Source organism: Aquimarina sp. AU58, assembly GCF_900312745.1.
GTDB lineage: Bacteria > Bacteroidota > Bacteroidia > Flavobacteriales > Flavobacteriaceae > Aquimarina > Aquimarina spinulae.
Window position 1 is genome coordinate 42,568 of sequence record NZ_OMPD01000008.1, and the last position, 17,960, is coordinate 60,527.

Sequence of the window (17,960 nt, forward strand, 5' to 3'; positions counted from 1 at the left end):
CGTTTTCTTTATAAAGACTATAACCGGTACTCATAAGAGTATCGGTTTTTTTATCTAGCCTCTTTATCAATAAGCACATCTACTGCTGAAGCTATATTATCAAAATTAAAATCAAATCCTGTAGTAGAAATCTTACTACTACTAACCCGCTGACTAGAAAACAAAAGGCTATGCATTTCTCCAAGAAACAATTTCATTGTTAGTCTTGGTACATTAGGCAAAATTATTTTTTTATTTAATTTCTCTGCTATAGTATTCATTAGTTTTTTGTTAGAAACAGGATTAGGGGCCACTGCATTAAAAACTCCTGTTAACTCTTCTTCTATAACAAACATAAACATGCGGGCCAGATCATTAACATGAATCCAGCTTTGCCATTGTTTACCATTTCCAAAGAAAGCTCCCATTCCAAATCGAATAGGTTTTGTCATTTTAGGAAAAGCTCCTCCTTTCTCAGACAAAACCAATCCAATACGAAGTAAACTAACTTCGACATCTAACGTCTTAAACTGCAAGACAGCATTCTCCCATTGGGTAACTACTTCTCCTAAAAATCCAGTGTCACGCTCTGGAGTATCTTCTGTATAATAATTCTGAAAAGAATCTGGATATATACCAATAGCACTTGCAGAAACAATATGCCTAACCGAATGTTTGATGTTTTTTAATGATTCTAAAATAAGAGAAGCTGTATGTGTTCTGCTTTCTAATATTTCTTTTTTATAAGAAGATGTCCACCGTTTTGCTACCGTTGCCCCAACTAGATTAACAATCACTTCGACATTATGAAAACAAGCGGTATCGATTTCCCCTTTTTTTGGATCCCAAAAGTAACCTGTATAGTTCGTTTTAGAACTTAGTTTATCTTTACTAGTGGTGAGGTAGTTTACTTCGATTCCAGATAGATGGCACAGATTAACTATTTCCTGACCTACCAAACCTGTCGCACCAGTAATTAAAACTTTCACATGTTTAAATTTTAGTGATTATTGGATGATTAATTTACTGCAAAATACTACCGACTTACAATAAAACCTATCTCTTTATTATAGCTTTAACATACGTTTAGTATTCTTCTAACTTCCTAATAAATAGTATATTTATGATTCTACTTTTGTAGCTCTAAGCATTTCTCGTTTTCCTGGTGGCCCGGGAAGTCTTTCTACCGCAAAACCTACCTCTTGCATTGCACGTCTTACACTACCTTTTGCCGAATAAGTAACCAAAACTCCTCTTGAGCGAAGTGCTTCATACATCTTCTTAAAAATCTCTATTGTCCAAAGTTCGGGTTGTACCCTAGCTCCAAAAGCATCAAAATAGATTAAATCAAAACTGTTTTTATCTATTATATCTGCAAAAAACTGCTTACGCTTAACGAGTTTAAAGTTCGAAGTGATGTCTACTGGTAATTCCCATAATGATTGGTGCATTATATCAAAAACCTGTTGTTTTTCTTTTACAGCAAGTACTTCGGGATAATTCATGAGTTTGGCCTCGGGTAGTGCTACTGGATATCCTTCTACTCCAACATAATAAATTGGTAGATTAATTTTTTCTGCTTCAAGAAATGTTATAAAGGCATTTAGACCTGTTCCAAAACCTATCTCTATAATATCCAGCGAACCCGGCTTATTTTTACTCAGAATATGATCGAATCCACTTTTAACAAACACATGCTTTGCTTCATTAATTGCACCATGTTTAGAATGGTAATGCTCATTCAATTCTGGCAAATGAATGGTTTTTGAACCATCGGCAGTCGTAATAATTTCACGTTGTATCTCTTCTTGCATTATTCTTGTATCAAAACACCTTCTGCTACAAAAGAATACGTTTTCTTAGGAGTTGTAATACTGGCAATTTCTTCTTCGGTTTTTCCTGCATCACTGGCAAAATGGCGTTGTTCGTCTACAGACATCTCAGTCACAAATGCTTTACCTTGAACAATGATAGTATCATTTTCTATGTCCTTTGGCACAAAAAAGCCATAATCTTTAAACTTTACCATAGTTTCTTTATCTCCATCCAAAGCTACTTTCACCCAACAACCTTTAGCCTTACAAACAGCATTTACCGTACTCGAAAAAGCAACTGCTACGGTATCTCCTTCTTTTAAATTTTTATACTTTTCTGCTATTGCATCTCTATTATAAATATGATCTGAAGATACTTTATCACCAAAACTTTTATAATTTTCACTTGAAATATCCTTAACAGAAAAAAAGTTTTCTGTCTTAGTCGATGAATTACAACCTATTAGTACTAACAATCCTACAAAAAACAGTGCATTTTTTTTCATAATCCTTATATTATCTATATGTTTTACAAAATTAAACATTTTTAAAATTCTTATTTTATAAGAAAAGGGTATTTTTGTAGTGAATTAAAAGGATGTTAGTATTCCTTTGGTTTTGAGACAAAGAATATGATAATGAGCTGTAAAAAAGCCTACTGCTATCATTAACTTTTAAAAGATAAACCAAATAAAACGAGCATTAAGAAATTTAGATATCCTCTTCTTCAAAGTAATTATTTAAATCTCTTACCATAGCATGTAGTGATTACGCTCATTCTTAACTTTTTAATCAATGTAATGTAAAATAATTAAAACGACTGAAACAAATGAAAAACACAATTTCTCAAGCCTTGAAAATTAGTGAAGTAAGTGAGTCCAAAATTGGACAAGTAGATTTTGAAAATCTTAATTTCGGGAAAATTTTTACAGATCATATGTTTGTCTGTGATTATGTGAATGGAGAATGGCAAACTCCAGAAATTGTTCCTTATGGTCCGCTCACTATGGAACCTTCTGCTCGTGTTTTTCATTATGGGCAAGCAGTTTTTGAAGGGATGAAAGCGTATAAAGATGATAATGGAGATACTTTTTTATTCAGACCCGATGAAAACTTTAAACGTATTAATATATCTGCAGAACGTTTGGCGATACCAGAATTTCCTGAAGACTACTTTTTCGAAGGTTTAAATGCCCTATTAAAATTAGATGATGAATGGATTAAGCCTGGTTACGGAAATTCATTATACATACGCCCTTTTGTTATCGCAACTCAGGCAAGTGTTTCTGCTTCTGAAGCAGATGAATATAAGTTTATGATCATATGCTCACCTGCACAGTCCTATTATAGTGGAGATGTAAGTGTATTGGTTGCAGAAAAATTTAGTCGTTCTGCCAACGGAGGTTTTGGATATGCAAAAGCTGCCGGAAACTATGCAGGACAATTTTATCCAACAAAACTAGCACAAGAACAAGGATACCAACAAGTGATCTGGACCGATGCTAGTACTCATGAATATATGGAAGAGGCAGGAACGATGAATGTATTCTTTAGAGTTAATGATACTTTGCTTACCGCTCCTGTTAGTGATAGAATTCTTGATGGGGTCACTCGTAAAAGTTTAATTACTATTGCCGAAAAAGAAGGTATTAAAGTAGATGTACGACCTGTTAAGGTTAGCGAAATTGTTGAAGCTGCAAAAAACGGAAGTTTAAAAGAAGTTTTTGGTGCAGGAACTGCCGCTGTGGTGAGTCCTGTAAAAGCTTTTGGGTATAAAGGAGAGCATTACGAAATCGAAAAGCAAGAAAATTCTTATGCTTCTTATTTCAAAAAAGCACTAATGGATATTCAATACAATAAAGCCGAAGATACTTTTGGCTGGAGATATAAGGTGTAATTTTTGAATTACGAATTCAGAATTACGAATCATTTCTAATAATAAAACTCCCGAAAAATATTTTTCGGGAGTTTTTGTTATTTATCGATCTAAGATTTCTTTAATATTGGGTTTAAAGTAATTAGGCCCTTTAAGTACCTTACCATCCTCTCTGTAAATAGGTTGCCCATCTTCGCCCAGTTTACTCATATTACTACGCTGGATTTCATTAAATACTTCTTCTATCTTATGCTGCATCCCATGCTCGATAATAGTACCACACAATATATATAGCATATCGCCCAAAGCATCTGCAACTTCTACCAAATCATTGTTTTGAGCAGCCTCAAAATATTCCTCATTCTCCTCTTTCATCAGGTTAAACCGAAGTGTATTTTTAGCTTCTCCCAAATCTGCTATAGGTTCGTTTTTATATCCTAGTTTAAAAGAGGTATGAAATTCTTGTACCGCAGCAATTTTATCTTTCATCAGTATATTTTTATAGATTATCTTTGCCGTAAAAATAACAATTTATGTTTAGTCAGGGCCAGTTAATATTTGCAGGATTTTTTGTCGTAGCATTTATCATCTTAATGATATTTAGCTATCGAAAAGATATCAAACTACATCGCAAATATTATAAGGGTAGTCTTTTTATTCTCATTGGTTTTATTATCTTTATTTTGTTGCTTTTTGCGTTAAAGACGTATTTACAACCCGAGTAAACCACATTCACCCCTAGAATTCTGTCAAAATAGTTGCATTTTGGTTACTACCCTATTGGTACGTAACCCATCTGTCGTTTGGTTTTTAAACCATTACGATAAAATACCTTGTATTGGGTATGGATTGACGATCTCTTTTTTAAGAGTTTTGGAGTAACTAAATAAACCTAAATGGAATATAACTTTCAACGTTTTGTTAATATGAATCATGTTATTCAACCTGAAAATTCATATTGGTGTTGGGCAGCCTGTGCAGAAAAAATGGTTCGAGGACTTAAGTCAAAATCAGAAATTGGCAACAGCAAATGTGAAATCGTATCATATTACAAAAACAACATTTTAACTTTAGATAATTCTTCTAACAATAATGATGGTGAACTAAATATTGATAGCTGTTGTAATAATTTTGGAGGTTTTTTTGATGAATGTAACATCGGACTAAAAGACAAACATTTTATCAGAATTTTTAACCAAGTAGGATTTGAATGCAAAGAATCTCTAGAAATTGACAAACTTAAAAATATTGATTTCATAATTGATCAATTGGAAGGAAATGATTCACCAATTATCCTAAAACTAAATACTTCTTTAGCACATATGGTTTTAATTAGTGGTTATGGAGAACGTAACAACTGTAAATATGTTTTTGTAGGAGATCCTTCGCCTGGCTATGGAGAAAATTATGTTCGTTTTGATGTATTCCTAAATGAATACATAATGAATTCAAAAGTGGTTAAATTTTGGACTTCAAAGGTTAAAAAAGTTGATATTAATGAAAAAAATATGGTTTTGGACTTAGATGTCCCTGATAATCCCGAAGAGTTTTCAAAAGTATTAAATTCTAAAATTGATAGAATAAATGCTCTCAAATCTAATTTCAAAGTGAATATCTCATTCATTAAAGAAGGCTTAGAAATAGAAGAATCATCCCTAATTAATGAAAATTATCAGAAATATTGGAAAGATTTGGATCCATTATCTGATAGTTTTTGTTTCAAAAAAGTTCCTATCAATTTCTATGAGGAACTAGATTTATTAGAAAAAATAAGAGAAAAAATTACTCATCGTGAAGAAATTAGTGATTTATATATTGTAAACTTCAACGACTTTTTCACAACTACAGTTATCAGAGAAAATTCAGGTTTAAAAGAAATAAAACCAATTATCTTTCCATCAAACTATAAACTTGACAGTTCTTGGCAGGAATATGAGAAGTTTTACTCGATTTTGCAGAACCAACCAAAAGGAATGTTTTTTGAAGACTAAATAATTAAACAAACAATCAAAATTATGGCACATGAAAATCTAAAATTTGTAATTCGCTTAGAAGACTTAAATATTTGGCAACCTGTTTTTGGTTCTCAAGATTTTGGAACTTTTTACATGATATATATTAAAATTAAAAGTATAAAAGAAATTTCTGGTCATGGTGGCGGTTCTTTTTTCTTATATAATTGTGATTTCAAATTACAGAATTATAGAGGAGCAATTACTATGGGATTATCCGGATCACCTGACATGAAAATTGAAAATAGCGTTGAAGGAGTTGATGCTTTTTTAAACGTTTCAGTTTCTCCATTTCACATTAACAATGAAATACTTAATGAAAATATTATTCTTAATACTCCTTTGGAAGTAGGTATGACTTTACAGACTAATTTTACTTTAAACGCGCCACCTCAACATCTTTTTGACCCTAGTAACCCTGATAAATCAGTATATTTAAATCCTTATCGTCTAGTAAGAGATGGAGAGGCTTATTCCGAAATATCGACTAGAAAACTAGGATCTAATGTCCCTTTTCCTATTCCGAAAGACATTGGTTGTGAATTTGGGCCTTGTATACCAGATCGATCTATTATTAAATAAACTAACAACTTGAAAAAAATTTTATTTATACTTTTTCTATTCTCTATTTCATTAAATGCAAATGAAATGGAGATTTTTTTCAATTATACTAATAGTGGTGATTATAAAAACGCAAGAATTCTATTAAATGAATTAAAAAATGGAGAACTAAAAACAGAATTAAATATATTTCTGAATATCATACATCTAGGAGTTTTTCCAAAAAATTATGAAAAAACAAATCAAGAAAACCCTATTTCTCTTCTAAATAATATTTCGACATTAAATAGTGGCTTATACTTTTACTTAAAATTAGGTAATGAAACATCAGCTTTTAAAGCATTAAAAAAAAGCTTAGAAATCGCAAAAAAAAGAAATGATAAATTATTAATTCGTGAATCAATTAAATTTATTCTAGAAATCTATCAAAGATTTAATATAATGATTGACGATACATCTTATAAATATTTTATAAAAGAATATAAGAATAATGCTTTAAACAAATTAGATGAACAGACTCATACATTCTATGAATATCGTATCACACAAAGATATTTTTATAAGACCCCGGAAATAATCCAAAATTTCTATAAGAAAGCAAATAAGGTTATTAATAAAGACAGTCCAAGCTTTTTGAAAGCTAGGCTACAGTTAACAAACTCTGCTTATCATCAACTCGTAACTAAAAATATTGACAGCAGCCTAATTTACTTATCTAGTTCTATTAAAATACTTAACACTTTAGACGGTTATTTTGAAAATGAACGTCTTAAAGCAGCCACAATAAATAACGCTGTTTTGCAATTTGAAAAAGGACTATTAAAAAAAAGTGAAGTTTTATTTAATAATATTGCTATAACAAAAGATGATTACTTGTTTCAATTACTAAAAACGTATGTTCATTTTTGGAAACATAAGATATATAAAACTAAAGGTGATTCTACAAAAAGTCTTTATTTTTATAATAAGTATTTAATTAATGAGTTACGAAACAATCAAGCAAAAAACCTACAAATTGTTTCCGAATTTGAAACAAAATATCAAACCGCAGAAAAAGAGAAAGAAATAGTCCAGCTATTAAACACTAACCTTAAAACCGAAGCTAGCAGAGTAAAAAACAGAAACCTCTTAATAGGTTCACTTTCTCTTATCCTGGTGGGTTCAATATTTGTATTTCTTGTGTACAAAAACACCAAACGCAAACAACGTATCGCAGAACAAGAACGGGAAATACAGATTCAAAAAACGGAGAAATTGCTTAAAGAACAAGAGCTCACTGCTATTGATGCTATGATCTCTGGGCAAGAAAAAGAACGGCAACGCCTGGCCAATGAACTACATGATAATCTAGGAAGTACACTCGCAACAGTAAAACTTCATTTTCAACATTTGCAACATAATAGGGACAACCCGAAAGTTGAACATGTAGAAGAATTATATACCAAAACGAATGCACTATTAGATGAAGCCTATCAAAAAGTACGCACTATCGCTCATGAGAAAAATAGTGGAGTTATGGCTAATCAGGGATTACTACCTGCGGTTAAAAAACTCGGTAAAAAAGTGTCTAATGGCGATGGTTTACATATCGAAGTACAGGGTTATGGGTTACAAGAGCGATTGGATAATACTTTAGAAATATCGATCTTTAGGATGATACAGGAACTAATTACCAATACTATTAAACATGCCGCCGCATCAGAAATCCATATCTCTTTAACCAATCATGATTCTCTTTTAAATATCATTATAGAGGATAATGGTAAAGGTTTTGATGCCAAAGTACTGCCTAAAAAAGAGGGAATGGGGCTAAGAAACATCGAAAAACGAGTAGAACACCTTCAAGGAACTTTTGAGATTGATTCTACTATAGGAAAAGGAACTAATATCATTATAAATATACCCATATGATCACAGTAGCTATTGCAGAAGACCACCAATCTCTTATCGATGGTGTAGAACTTCTTCTTCGGTATGAAGAAGAAATTAGTATTGTTGGTATGGCAAATGATGGAGAAAAGTTACTTAATATTGTAAGAAGAAAACAGCCCAAAGTTGTGCTTACCGATATCAGAATGCCAAAAATTGATGGTATCGCAGCCACCAAAATCATAAAAAAAGAATTTCCTCATACCAAAATTATTGCCTTTTCTATGTTTGACCAGGAAGATGCTGTTCGACAAATGATCGACGCAGGAGCTTCTGGATATTTACTTAAAAACTCACCCCTGGAAGAAGTATTAACAGCTATACAACATGTAGCAAAAGGAGAGACTTATTTTGATGCTGATATTGACCCATCACTCTTTTCTAAAGATGCTAAACAAGCTCCTAAAAAGCAACTGTTATCAAAAAGTGAACGGGAAATCCTAAAACTTATCGGGCAAGGAAAAACCTCATCAGAGATCGCTGCTATTCGTTTTAATTCTGTATCTACTGTAGAGACACATCGTAAAAATATAATTCGCAAATTAGGTCTACACGGCAAAGGAGAATTATTGCGCTATGCCATTGAGAAAAAGTATGATTTTTGAAATATTTTAATTAGTTACATTTTAAAATACTTAAACAAATCTATTTTCTATTAATTATACTATCATTTATATATATTATGTGAATGTGCCCCCCCTTATTCCTCAATCCACTTACACGACTTTCTATCACATATTACGAGTTAAAAACATAAAATTTTATTAACACTAAACCACTTACCCTTACACTTACCTATACATAAATACCGTGTATTGGGTATGGCTTAACCTTCTTTTTTTGATGAGATTTGATTTAACTAAATAACCAAAATCAAAGAAATCATGCAAAAAAACAAACCCGAGTATTCTCATAAATATAATGGGAAAAACATTGAATTTAGAGCTATTGAGGATGCTTTATGTGTAAAAACATATCCAACTACAGATAAAGGTATTTCTTTTATTAAAACACTAAGAGTAGATGGTATTGAAGGCATACATAAAAACTTTACTGTTCCTGAAGAAAATATTCAAATCTATAAAGTAGTTAAGCATAAAAGAGAAAAACTTATTGAAACGCTTTCAAGCTATTATGGTGTAGAAAATGTCAATAAGGTTTATGTAAGTGGTACTGATATTTTTTATGGAACAGGTAAACTTATCCTTATTCCTAAAGTCAAAATGAGTGATCGCGCTATTGAAAAAAAATGTGAAGGAATAGTAGTAGATAAATTCAAAGGTGTTTACCTTATTGATTACCTAAATGATACCATCGCAGATATTAAATGTGGAGAATTAACAAACGAATCTTGGATAGAACATGTCGAAAAAAACTTTTATACAGATCAACAGATTCCCGATCACCCGCTAAGAGTTTGTGATCATCCAGATACTACAATTCCACTCCCAAAACAAAAAGCATATGACATCACACAAACCTTTGAAGCTCATAAAAAATTCGAAGGAAATCCTGATATTAAAATCGCTATACTAGATTCTGGCGTAGATATCAATCATCCAGATCTTAAATCACAAACCATAAAAAAAGCCTGTTGGGATTTCATTCGAGATTCTACTCATCAAATTCCTCTAAGAGTTGATGCTCATGGGACTTTATGTGCTGGATTAGCCGTTGCAAAAAAAAACAGCTCTATTGGTGTAGACGGCGTAGGAAAAGGGTGTTCTTTAATCAGTTACAGAATAGGCATGAACGATTACTCTATTCCCGTACAATTCAGAGTTAATATTTATTTGACCATTAAAGCAATTTTAAAAGCTGGGTTAAATGCAAAAGCAGATGTCATCAATTGTTCCTGGAGTTTAAATCAGCCGTTCAAAACAATGGAATACGCTATCAAAAAAGTATCAAAAACTATCTCCAATCCCAAAGGTTCTATAATTGTTTGTTCTGCTGGCAATAACGGTAGTAAAGTCAAATTTCCTGGTTCTTTAAAAAGTGTCATCACTGTTAGCTCTGTTACTGAAAACAAAATTCCTTTACATTCGGGAAATAGTAATACTCCTTCAAACTACGGAAAAAACGTTGATATTGCGGCTCCTGGAATAAACTTGGTCACAACCGATATACTTTGTTCTTATGGTATCTCGGGATCAATACACAATAATCATAATTACTATACTCAATTTGGTGCTACATCTGGAGCAGCACCTCAAGTAGCGGGGTGTGTCGCATTAATGCTTAGTGTTAACCCTTCTTTAAAGTTTTCAAAAATTAAAAAAATATTAAAAAAAACCGCTACAGAATTTTCTGAAAAGCAAGATCACCATTATGGCGCAGGAGTTTTAAATGTTCTTAATGCTGTTGAAGAGGCTAAAAAAAGAAATCTGTAAATTTTTATTCACTATAAAACCTTTAGATATGATAGATTATACTTCTAACATTAGTTTAACTCCAGAAGACAACAATCGTTTTCAAAGCATTTATGCCAGTCAATCTTATGGAACATTTTATGCCGTATTTGCAAGATTTACTGTACATGATATTATAACATCTGATCATCAAGTTGTTCCCAACAAAAAATTATTAGAACAAATTGAACTAAAATTGGTAAATTACAAAGGCAATATTAATATGGCTTTTGCAAAAAAATCAGAAATTGACGAAGACTCCCTTGAAAAAACAACTAGCGGTAATGAAATCAAAACCTTTTTATTAAAAATTAATATAAAAGGAGCCGTTGGAGATAACATAGGGCTCATTGATGTTCTATATTTTGAAGAACCGCTCATTATTGAGAATGATACATATTTTACAGTGATTAGAGAATTATTGACTCTCTCTGGAAAAACCAAAGAAGAGTTTAATAAGCCAGAAGAAAACTCTCCTTTTGTTAATCATATTTTTGATGAAGAATTTTATCTTAGAGATGGAGAAAATATGGAACGAAAAAAAGAAGATAGTTCTTTTTTTAATCACAATATTAATAACACAAATTTTAAGACCCTTATAGATTTAAATTGGCCAGGAAAAATATGTGTGAGAGGTTCTAGTAAAATAAAAACTATTTGAAAATAAAAGTAAAAAAAATAATAGTATCAATCTTTACAACATGCTGTTGTTTATCATTCAATTATGAATCCATTAATCGTATCACTGAAGCCCTTATTGGGCTTCAGTTTGATAATACAGATACTATCATTAATCAACTTTCTAAAAAAAAAGGCAAAATAGAGTTTAGAGTACTTACTCAAATTATGTACCACAAAGGACAAGAAAAATCCAAAGATTCTATTGCCACTAATAGTTTAAAAGCCCCCAATACTAATACCCAAAGATTAATTTTATATCATCTCATACAAGCGTACTATTTTTTGTATAATGATCATGAAGATTCCTCTGCTTTTTCAAATTTTTACGAAGCCTATGTTCTCTCAAAAGAAGAAAACAATACAAACCTACTTAAACTAAGCATTTTAGGCTTCTTACAATATTATAGTAAAGAAATTGTACAAAGCAGCGATTCATATAGCAAATATCTAGAAGAATTAAGAAAACTGTCCGAAAATGTTCATGATCAATCCTGGGTCTATTATTATGATAATTACTTTAAACTCAATTCTTTATATGATGATCATGGATATATAAAGACGTCTAAGGAGCTAATTAAATTTATAAAAAAAAACAATAATCTTAGCATAGGGATTACATCACAATACAAATTGCATATTGGTTTATATTATAAACTAAATGAGAAAAATAAAATTGCCAAGACATATTTTAATGATATTCTAAATACTCCTGATTATCCGTTTCTTAACAAAATTAAATTTACAGCATCTTTATATTTAGCCGATATTAATGCTAAAAACAAAAAATTTGATATTGCAAAACGCTACATTTCCATAAGTAGTAAATATATGAATAAGTCTGATACATTAACCTCTCTTTTTGAATCAGAGAGGTTTAAATCTGTATATTATTATGAGCGTATTCCTAAATATGATAGTGCATATTTTAATTTAAAAAGTTCAACATTAAGAGAAGCTCAGCTAAATATCAAGAAAAATACACTTAAAATTTCTGAACTAAATGTACAACTTCAAACTACAGAAAAAGAAAAAGAAATAGTTCAACTCTTAAATACGAATCTTAAAACCGAAGCAAGTCGAGTACAAAATAGAAACCTACTAATAGGGTCTCTTTCTCTTATCCTTGTGGGGTCAATATTTGTATTTCTCGTTTATAAAAATATCAAACGTAAACAACGTATCGCAAAGCAAGAAAGAGAGATCGAAATCCAAAAAACAGAAAAACTACTTAAAGAACAAGAACTTACTGCTATTGATGCTATGATATCCGGGCAGGAAAAAGAACGGCAACGCCTGGCTAACGAATTACATGATAATCTGGGAAGTACACTCGCAACAGTAAAACTTCATTTTCAGCATTTACAACATAATAAGGACAACCCCAAAGTTGAACATGTAGCAGAATTATATACTAAAACAAATGCGCTATTAGATGAAGCTTACCAAAAAGTACGTACCATTGCCCATGAAAAAAATAGTGGGGTCATGGCAAATCAAGGGTTGCTCCTCGCTATAAAAAACTTAGCCAAACAAGTATCTAATGGAGATGGCTTGCACATAGAAATACAAGATTATGGATTGGAGGAGCGATTAGACAATACGTTAGAAATTTCAATCTTCAGAATGATACAGGAACTAATTACCAATTCGATTAAACATGCTGCCGCATCAGAAATCCATATTTCTTTAACCAATCATGATTCTCTTTTAAATATTATTATAGAAGACAATGGTAAAGGTTTTGATGCCAAAGTACTGCCCAAAAAAGAAGGAATGGGGCTAAGAAACATCGAAAAACGAGTAGAACATCTCGAAGGTACTTTCGCGATTGACTCTACCATAGGAAAAGGAACTAATATTATTATAAATATACCCATATGATAACCGTAGCTATTGCAGAAGATCACCAATCTCTTATCGATGGTGTAGAATTTCTTCTTCGGTATGAAGAAGAAATTAGTAGTGTTGGTATGGCAAATGATGGAGAAGAGTTACTTAATATTGTAAGAAGAAAACAGCCCAAAGTTGTGCTTACCGATATCAGAATGCCAAAAATTGATGGTATCGCGGCCACCAAAATCATAAAAAAAGAATTTCCCATACCAAAATTATTGCCTTCTCTATGTTTGACCAGGAAGATGCTGTTCGACAAATGATCGAAGCAGGTGCATCTGGATATTTGCTTAAAAACTCACCACTAGAAGAAGTATTAACTGCTATACAATAAGTTGCAAAAGGAGAGACTTATTTTGATGCTGCTATAGACCCAACGCTCTTCTCTAAAGATGCTCCTAAAAAACGACTATTATCAAAAAGTGAACGAAAAATCCTAACACTCATCGGGCAAGGAAAAACCTCATCAGAGATCGCCACCATTCGTTTTAATTCAGTGTCTACTGTAGAAACCCTCCGTAAAAATATCATATGCAAACTGGGGCTTCATGGCAAAGGAGAATTATTGCGCTATGCTATTGAGAAAAAGTATGATTTTTAGGTAACTCTCCCCCTCCTTAAAAGGTAAATATACCCTGCTATGGGTATTTTTTTGTGCTTGATTGTAAGGTAGATTTGGTTTAAAATATTAAGTCATGCAAAACAAAATCCGTTCTTTCAATCAGTTTAAAACTACGCTAGAAAAAGATCCTACACTTCAGGAAGAGTTTAAATCAAATCCTGTTGAAGCTATTAAAAAATTTCAATCTGCACCACCACGGTTTAATGATAAGCTTATCTACAGGTTAGCTGTTCTATTCCTAGGAATAATTGTACTTACAATTTGCATTGGGGCTATCATACTAACCGGTAGGAGCACAGATCCAGGCTTTGAGGTGCCCGATATTTTAGTAGCTACAGCCTCTACTGCAATTGGTGCAGTAGCAGGATTATTAGCCCCTGGTTCCAATTAAAACAATGGAATAGAATAATATACAATCCAAAAAATAAAGTACTAATAAACAAGCAAAGAAATGAAAAGAGTTTATGAAATCGGAAACGATACAAACCAAATAAATTGTACAGTAAAAATTGGGACAGTTGGAGTAGCATATACAGCAGTATATATAGCTCGGTCTGGAGGACAATGGTCACAAATTAAAGAATCTACTTCGAGTAGTGGAAACATCAAATCTTTCTTAGTAGGCCAAGCCATCGATTTAAGAGATAGCTATTTAGTAATACGAACAATAATTGATTTTTCAACCATAGATAAAGATTTATGGAATGAACAAAAGAACAATATTGTAGCAAGATATTATCTAAAAGGAGGGCTTTTAGGGGCGCAAACATACAACCATGACACAGATGACATTACATCCTCTTCAAATGGTAAAATTGTTGTGATAACTAAACCAATCAAATTGATATGAAAAAACTAGTTTTTATAATCGTATTCGGATTTCATTCCTTTGTAAGTTATTCACAAGGACAAGAACCCGTAGTATCAAATAATGAAAAAGCAGATCATAATTCTCTGCCTATCAAAGATCTTGAAACTCCCAGTTCTCCAGCATTCATGCTACTAGACAAAGCACCTTCTGCTATAGAACGACCTAACTCAACCAAAGCATTTGCATTGAGTATCATTAACTCTTTTGAAAACACTATCGATCTACCCAAAAACTATGCTGTAGAATTTACCCCTTTTTGGTTCTTTAAAAACAAAAACATGACAGCTCTAAAGTATCTGGGGTATAAGGGGGAAAAGGGGGATTACAAGCAAAACTATTTCAATGGCCTTCAAATGTTCTCTATTTCATTGGCATTTGTTAATACTCTGGATAGTATCACAAATCAAGAAATTAATAATATATCGGTAGGAGCAAGAACTAACATTATATCTATTAAACGTAAAAAGGATTCAGATAGTATAAAAACCAAATATATCAAAGTACTAAAAAAAATAGATTCAATAGAAAAAAATATTCCAAAGCATGATCCTTTTAAAGAAGATTTAACTACGTATAATAAGAGAGTGAAGAAATATCTAGATTCTATTACAACTAAAGAGCTATTATCTCAAAAAGAAAAATTATCTGATATAATAAAAAGAAAAGATTTATTTGCTCTTGATGGTGCTATCGCTTATAATTCTATTTTTACCGAAAATGACTTCTCTTCTAGCAGATTTGGAAGATTAGGAATTTGGTTAACTGCTAATTATTCATATAAGAAAAATGAAAACACTTATCTTAACATTTATGCAACCGGAAGATATCTAAAAGATGGCACAAATAAGATTAATGATGAGTACATAAAACAAGATTTTTATGATATCGGGGGCAAGTTAGAATTTGAATACAAAAAAATTTCTCTGTCTTATGAATATCTTTATCGTATTGCTGACAATAAAGATACCTATAGATCCAATGGAGTCCTAAAATATAAAATAAATGACAAAATATTTTTAACTGGTTCTTTCGGGAAAAATTTTGGAGACAATGATAATTTAATATCCTTATTAGGAATCAATTGGGGATTCTTAACAGGAGAAGAAAAAACCATATTAAAAGAAAACTAATCGTATCTTAAAAAAACGTCCTTTCAATCTAAATAACTGAAAGGACGTTTTTATATTCTTTTTAAAAACAACGGTTAATTCACCTCTGGTAAGAAGTTATAATTCTTACTGTACCATAACATTTGTTCTTCGAAGGTTTTAGGTTGGAATATTTCAAAACCTATAATCTCATCTGCATCATCCGTTTTTGGTACTAAAACAGGGTTTACAAAACCACTATACGGTGCAGATGTAAATTGCTTATTACGTTCTAATACTTCTGCATGCACTGCCTGATCAACTTTTACACCATATCCTTCTACCAATTCTTCTGCTGCTTTATAATCTCCTTCAGATTTGATACGTTGCGTCTCTCTTAATAAACGTCCAAAAATTTCGCGCAACTTAGCATAATCATTAATATTATAGTAGGTTTTTTCTTCTCTGGTTACCTTTTCGATTACATTATCTTTCTTTCCTTGCTCAAAAGCCCAGCCACTTACCCACTGGCGATTACGCATATGTGCTTCTTCTACATCATCTCCTAGGTTTAGACGAATCAATTGTGTCATTAATCCATTTCTAATATACCCATCATAAGCAGCTTTACCTGTCTTTTCCCAATCTTCAACTAATCCTAGCTCTTGTAATTTTGGATCCATTAAGTAGTATAATCCAACTAAATCAGCACGACCTTCTTCCATAGTAGAAGCATAGTTCTTTAATGTTTCTTTAGTTTCACCTACTCCAGGATTTAATTTTCCAGATGCATGACCAACTACTTCGTGTAATGCCGTATGTAATTTATCTCCTAATTGCCCATATTTTTCTTCTAGTTCGAACTCTTCATCATCATGTACAAATTCTTTTAAACGTCCCGAACCACCAGCATTATTATAAGCACTGATAATATTTCCTAAGGATACAGATTTAGAACCAACAGCAGCTCTAATCCAATTTGCATTAGGAAGGTTTACTCCTATAGGTGTGCTTGGTGATGCATCTCCCGCTTCTCCTGCAACAGCTACTACCTTATATGAAACTCCTACCACACTATCTTTTTTATGAGCATCCATTAATGGAGAATTATCTTCAAACCATTGCGCATTTTCTGATAGTACAGACATTTTTTTAGACATATCAAAATCCTTGATCTGTACAATAGTTTCATAAGAACCTCTATATCCTAATGGATCATTATACACTTCAATAAAACTATTAATGTAATCTATATTACCATCAGTTGCTGCTGTCCATGCCACATTATAATCATCCCAGGTTTGTAAATTTCCTGTTTTATAATATTCGATCAATAATCCCAAAGCATCTCCCTGAGCTTCATTTTCTGCTACACTTTTTGCTTTCTCTAACCATTTGATAATTTCGTCGATTGCAGATCCATATAATCCTCCTGACTTATATACTCGCTCTTTTAATTTTCCATTTTCTTTTACCAACTGAGAGTTTAAACCAAAGGACAAAGGTTTCTCTTCATTTGGAGATTTCATTTTACCATAAAACGAAGTAACATCATTATTGGTAACGCCAGGCCCATAAAAATTAACTGCAGATAGTGCTACATTATCAACTCCTTTTGCTTGATTTACTTTTTTAGCATCTTGATCATTAAAAATCACTTCATATACCTCTTTAGATACTTCTGTACCTGTAGCTGCAAGAAGAGAGCTAAAATAATCCTGGCTAAATTCTGGCTTGATCTTATCATTACTGTAATGGTGATGAATCCCATTAGAGAACCAAACTCGTTTTAGATACGTTTCAAAAGCTTCCCAGTTCGCATCACTCTTATTACCTTCATAAGAAGTGTAGATTTTTTCTAATGCTTTTCTAATAGTAAGATTATGACGGTAATTCTGATCCCACATAATGTCTCTTCCACTTAACCCAGCCTTAGTAAGATAATATACCAATTTTTGTTCTTTCAAAGTAAGATTATCCCAGCCTGGTATTTGGTATCTTAAAATTTTAAGATCTGCAAATTGCTCTACAACATAATCAAACTTTTCCTCTGTTACCTCCTGCTTTTGTTCCTGTTGGTCAATTTGATCCTTAACACTTGGATCCTTTTTACATGCAATCATTAAACTAGTGATCGCTATAAAAAATAATATTCTGTCGAGTTTCATTTATTTTATTTTATTGTTTTGACAAATGTAACAAAATAAAAGGATGTTAAAATTG

General features: G+C 31.9%; 19 protein-coding genes. 14 read left to right on the forward strand and 5 right to left on the reverse strand.

Features of this window, described 5'->3' with window-relative positions; translation table 11 throughout:
* Nucleotides 1–50: 50 nt before the first annotated feature.
* From DK441_RS04555 to DK441_RS04565, 3 genes are all read right to left on the reverse strand, one after another.
* Entirely contained in the window at nucleotides 51–968 is a 918-nt protein-coding gene (locus tag DK441_RS04555; RefSeq protein WP_109097696.1) for a TIGR01777 family oxidoreductase, read from the reverse strand.
* A 132-nt stretch (nucleotides 969–1,100) separates the two neighbouring features.
* Entirely contained in the window at nucleotides 1,101–1,781 is a 681-nt protein-coding gene (gene mnmD / locus DK441_RS04560) for a tRNA (5-methylaminomethyl-2-thiouridine)(34)-methyltransferase MnmD (RefSeq protein ID WP_109098013.1), read from the reverse strand.
* Between the two features lie 11 nt (nucleotides 1,782–1,792).
* On the reverse strand, nucleotides 1,793–2,299 hold the full coding sequence (locus DK441_RS04565; protein ID WP_109098014.1) for a DUF4920 domain-containing protein: 507 nt from the start codon (nucleotides 2,297–2,299) through the stop codon (nucleotides 1,793–1,795).
* Between the two features lie 323 nt (nucleotides 2,300–2,622).
* Here DK441_RS04565 and DK441_RS04570 point away from each other — a divergent pair, with 323 nt between their 5' ends.
* Nucleotides 2,623–3,690, forward strand: coding sequence for a branched-chain amino acid aminotransferase (locus DK441_RS04570; RefSeq protein ID WP_109097697.1), 1,068 nt, complete (start codon nucleotides 2,623–2,625; stop codon nucleotides 3,688–3,690).
* Between the two features lie 81 nt (nucleotides 3,691–3,771).
* Here DK441_RS04570 and DK441_RS04575 read toward each other — a convergent pair whose 3' ends face one another.
* Nucleotides 3,772–4,158 (reverse strand): nucleoside triphosphate pyrophosphohydrolase family protein, encoded by a 387-nt coding sequence (locus DK441_RS04575; RefSeq protein ID WP_025667702.1) that lies wholly within the window; start codon nucleotides 4,156–4,158, stop codon nucleotides 3,772–3,774.
* A 44-nt stretch (nucleotides 4,159–4,202) separates the two neighbouring features.
* Here DK441_RS04575 and DK441_RS26995 point away from each other — a divergent pair, with 44 nt between their 5' ends.
* From DK441_RS26995 to DK441_RS04635, 13 genes are all read left to right on the forward strand, one after another.
* Entirely contained in the window at nucleotides 4,203–4,394 is a 192-nt protein-coding gene (locus tag DK441_RS26995; RefSeq protein ID WP_035096817.1) for a hypothetical protein, read from the forward strand.
* Nucleotides 4,395–4,565: 171 nt separating this feature from the next.
* Nucleotides 4,566–5,660 (forward strand): papain-like cysteine protease family protein, encoded by a 1,095-nt coding sequence (locus DK441_RS04585; protein WP_109097698.1) that lies wholly within the window; start codon nucleotides 4,566–4,568, stop codon nucleotides 5,658–5,660.
* Nucleotides 5,661–5,684: 24 nt separating this feature from the next.
* The gene (locus DK441_RS04590; RefSeq protein ID WP_109097699.1) at nucleotides 5,685–6,263 is read left to right on the forward strand and encodes a hypothetical protein; all 579 of its coding nucleotides are present in this window, start codon (nucleotides 5,685–5,687) and stop codon (nucleotides 6,261–6,263) included.
* A 66-nt stretch (nucleotides 6,264–6,329) separates the two neighbouring features.
* Nucleotides 6,330–8,153, forward strand: coding sequence for a sensor histidine kinase (locus tag DK441_RS04595; protein WP_109097700.1), 1,824 nt, complete (start codon nucleotides 6,330–6,332; stop codon nucleotides 8,151–8,153).
* Nucleotides 8,150–8,776: a response regulator transcription factor gene (locus DK441_RS04600; protein ID WP_109097701.1), complete on the forward strand. Its 627-nt coding sequence runs from the start codon at nucleotides 8,150–8,152 to the stop codon at nucleotides 8,774–8,776. The genes DK441_RS04595 and DK441_RS04600 overlap by 4 nt, the downstream gene beginning before the upstream one ends.
* Nucleotides 8,777–9,055: 279 nt before the next feature.
* The gene (locus tag DK441_RS04605; protein ID WP_109097702.1) at nucleotides 9,056–10,564 is read left to right on the forward strand and encodes a S8 family serine peptidase; all 1,509 of its coding nucleotides are present in this window, start codon (nucleotides 9,056–9,058) and stop codon (nucleotides 10,562–10,564) included.
* A 28-nt stretch (nucleotides 10,565–10,592) separates the two neighbouring features.
* Entirely contained in the window at nucleotides 10,593–11,243 is a 651-nt protein-coding gene (locus tag DK441_RS04610) for a hypothetical protein (protein ID WP_160111952.1), read from the forward strand.
* Nucleotides 11,240–13,144 carry a sensor histidine kinase gene (locus DK441_RS04615; protein WP_109097704.1) on the forward strand — a complete coding sequence of 635 codons (1,905 nt, stop codon included), beginning with the start codon at nucleotides 11,240–11,242 and terminating at the stop codon, nucleotides 13,142–13,144. Before DK441_RS04610 ends, DK441_RS04615 begins: the two co-directional genes overlap by 4 nt.
* Nucleotides 13,141–13,419: a response regulator transcription factor gene (locus tag DK441_RS27235; protein WP_370444301.1), complete on the forward strand. Its 279-nt coding sequence runs from the start codon at nucleotides 13,141–13,143 to the stop codon at nucleotides 13,417–13,419. Before DK441_RS04615 ends, DK441_RS27235 begins: the two co-directional genes overlap by 4 nt.
* Nucleotides 13,420–13,601: 182 nt before the next feature.
* On the forward strand, nucleotides 13,602–13,757 hold the full coding sequence (locus DK441_RS27240) for a helix-turn-helix transcriptional regulator (RefSeq protein WP_370444303.1): 156 nt from the start codon (nucleotides 13,602–13,604) through the stop codon (nucleotides 13,755–13,757).
* A gap of 94 nt (nucleotides 13,758–13,851) precedes the next feature.
* Nucleotides 13,852–14,169: a hypothetical protein gene (locus DK441_RS04625; RefSeq protein ID WP_109097705.1), complete on the forward strand. Its 318-nt coding sequence runs from the start codon at nucleotides 13,852–13,854 to the stop codon at nucleotides 14,167–14,169.
* Between the two features lie 60 nt (nucleotides 14,170–14,229).
* Nucleotides 14,230–14,628 (forward strand): hypothetical protein, encoded by a 399-nt coding sequence (locus DK441_RS04630; protein ID WP_109097706.1) that lies wholly within the window; start codon nucleotides 14,230–14,232, stop codon nucleotides 14,626–14,628.
* Nucleotides 14,625–15,779, forward strand: a complete 1,155-nt coding sequence (locus tag DK441_RS04635; protein WP_109097707.1) for a hypothetical protein — start codon at nucleotides 14,625–14,627, stop codon at nucleotides 15,777–15,779. Before DK441_RS04630 ends, DK441_RS04635 begins: the two co-directional genes overlap by 4 nt.
* Before the next feature lie 74 nt (nucleotides 15,780–15,853).
* Here the strand turns inward: DK441_RS04635 and DK441_RS04640 are convergent, their stop codons facing one another.
* Nucleotides 15,854–17,905 (reverse strand): dihydrofolate reductase, encoded by a 2,052-nt coding sequence (locus DK441_RS04640; RefSeq protein WP_109097708.1) that lies wholly within the window; start codon nucleotides 17,903–17,905, stop codon nucleotides 15,854–15,856.
* Between the last annotated feature and the right edge of the window lie 55 nt (nucleotides 17,906–17,960).

Excerpts from the sequence above, each read along its gene's own strand:
- DK441_RS04575 (WP_025667702.1), bottom strand. The coding sequence starts at position 4,158 with ATGAAAGATAAAATTGCTGCGGTACAAGAATTTCATACCTCTTTTAAA.
- DK441_RS04595 (WP_109097700.1), top strand. The coding sequence starts at position 6,330 with ATGGAGATTTTTTTCAATTATACTAATAGTGGTGATTATAAAAACGCA.
- DK441_RS04605 (WP_109097702.1), top strand. The coding sequence starts at position 9,056 with ATGCAAAAAAACAAACCCGAGTATTCTCATAAATATAATGGGAAAAAC.
- DK441_RS04600 (WP_109097701.1), top strand. The coding sequence starts at position 8,150 with ATGATCACAGTAGCTATTGCAGAAGACCACCAATCTCTTATCGATGGT.
- DK441_RS04625 (WP_109097705.1), top strand. The coding sequence starts at position 13,852 with ATGCAAAACAAAATCCGTTCTTTCAATCAGTTTAAAACTACGCTAGAA.
- DK441_RS04610 (WP_160111952.1), top strand. The coding sequence starts at position 10,593 with ATGATAGATTATACTTCTAACATTAGTTTAACTCCAGAAGACAACAAT.
- DK441_RS04630 (WP_109097706.1), top strand. The coding sequence starts at position 14,230 with ATGAAAAGAGTTTATGAAATCGGAAACGATACAAACCAAATAAATTGT.
- DK441_RS04635 (WP_109097707.1), top strand. The coding sequence starts at position 14,625 with ATGAAAAAACTAGTTTTTATAATCGTATTCGGATTTCATTCCTTTGTA.
- DK441_RS04565 (WP_109098014.1), bottom strand. The coding sequence starts at position 2,299 with ATGAAAAAAAATGCACTGTTTTTTGTAGGATTGTTAGTACTAATAGGT.
- DK441_RS27235 (WP_370444301.1), top strand. The coding sequence starts at position 13,141 with ATGATAACCGTAGCTATTGCAGAAGATCACCAATCTCTTATCGATGGT.
- DK441_RS04570 (WP_109097697.1), top strand. The coding sequence starts at position 2,623 with ATGAAAAACACAATTTCTCAAGCCTTGAAAATTAGTGAAGTAAGTGAG.
- DK441_RS04585 (WP_109097698.1), top strand. The coding sequence starts at position 4,566 with ATGGAATATAACTTTCAACGTTTTGTTAATATGAATCATGTTATTCAA.
- DK441_RS04640 (WP_109097708.1), bottom strand. The coding sequence starts at position 17,905 with ATGAAACTCGACAGAATATTATTTTTTATAGCGATCACTAGTTTAATG.
- DK441_RS04590 (WP_109097699.1), top strand. The coding sequence starts at position 5,685 with ATGGCACATGAAAATCTAAAATTTGTAATTCGCTTAGAAGACTTAAAT.
- DK441_RS26995 (WP_035096817.1), top strand. The coding sequence starts at position 4,203 with ATGTTTAGTCAGGGCCAGTTAATATTTGCAGGATTTTTTGTCGTAGCA.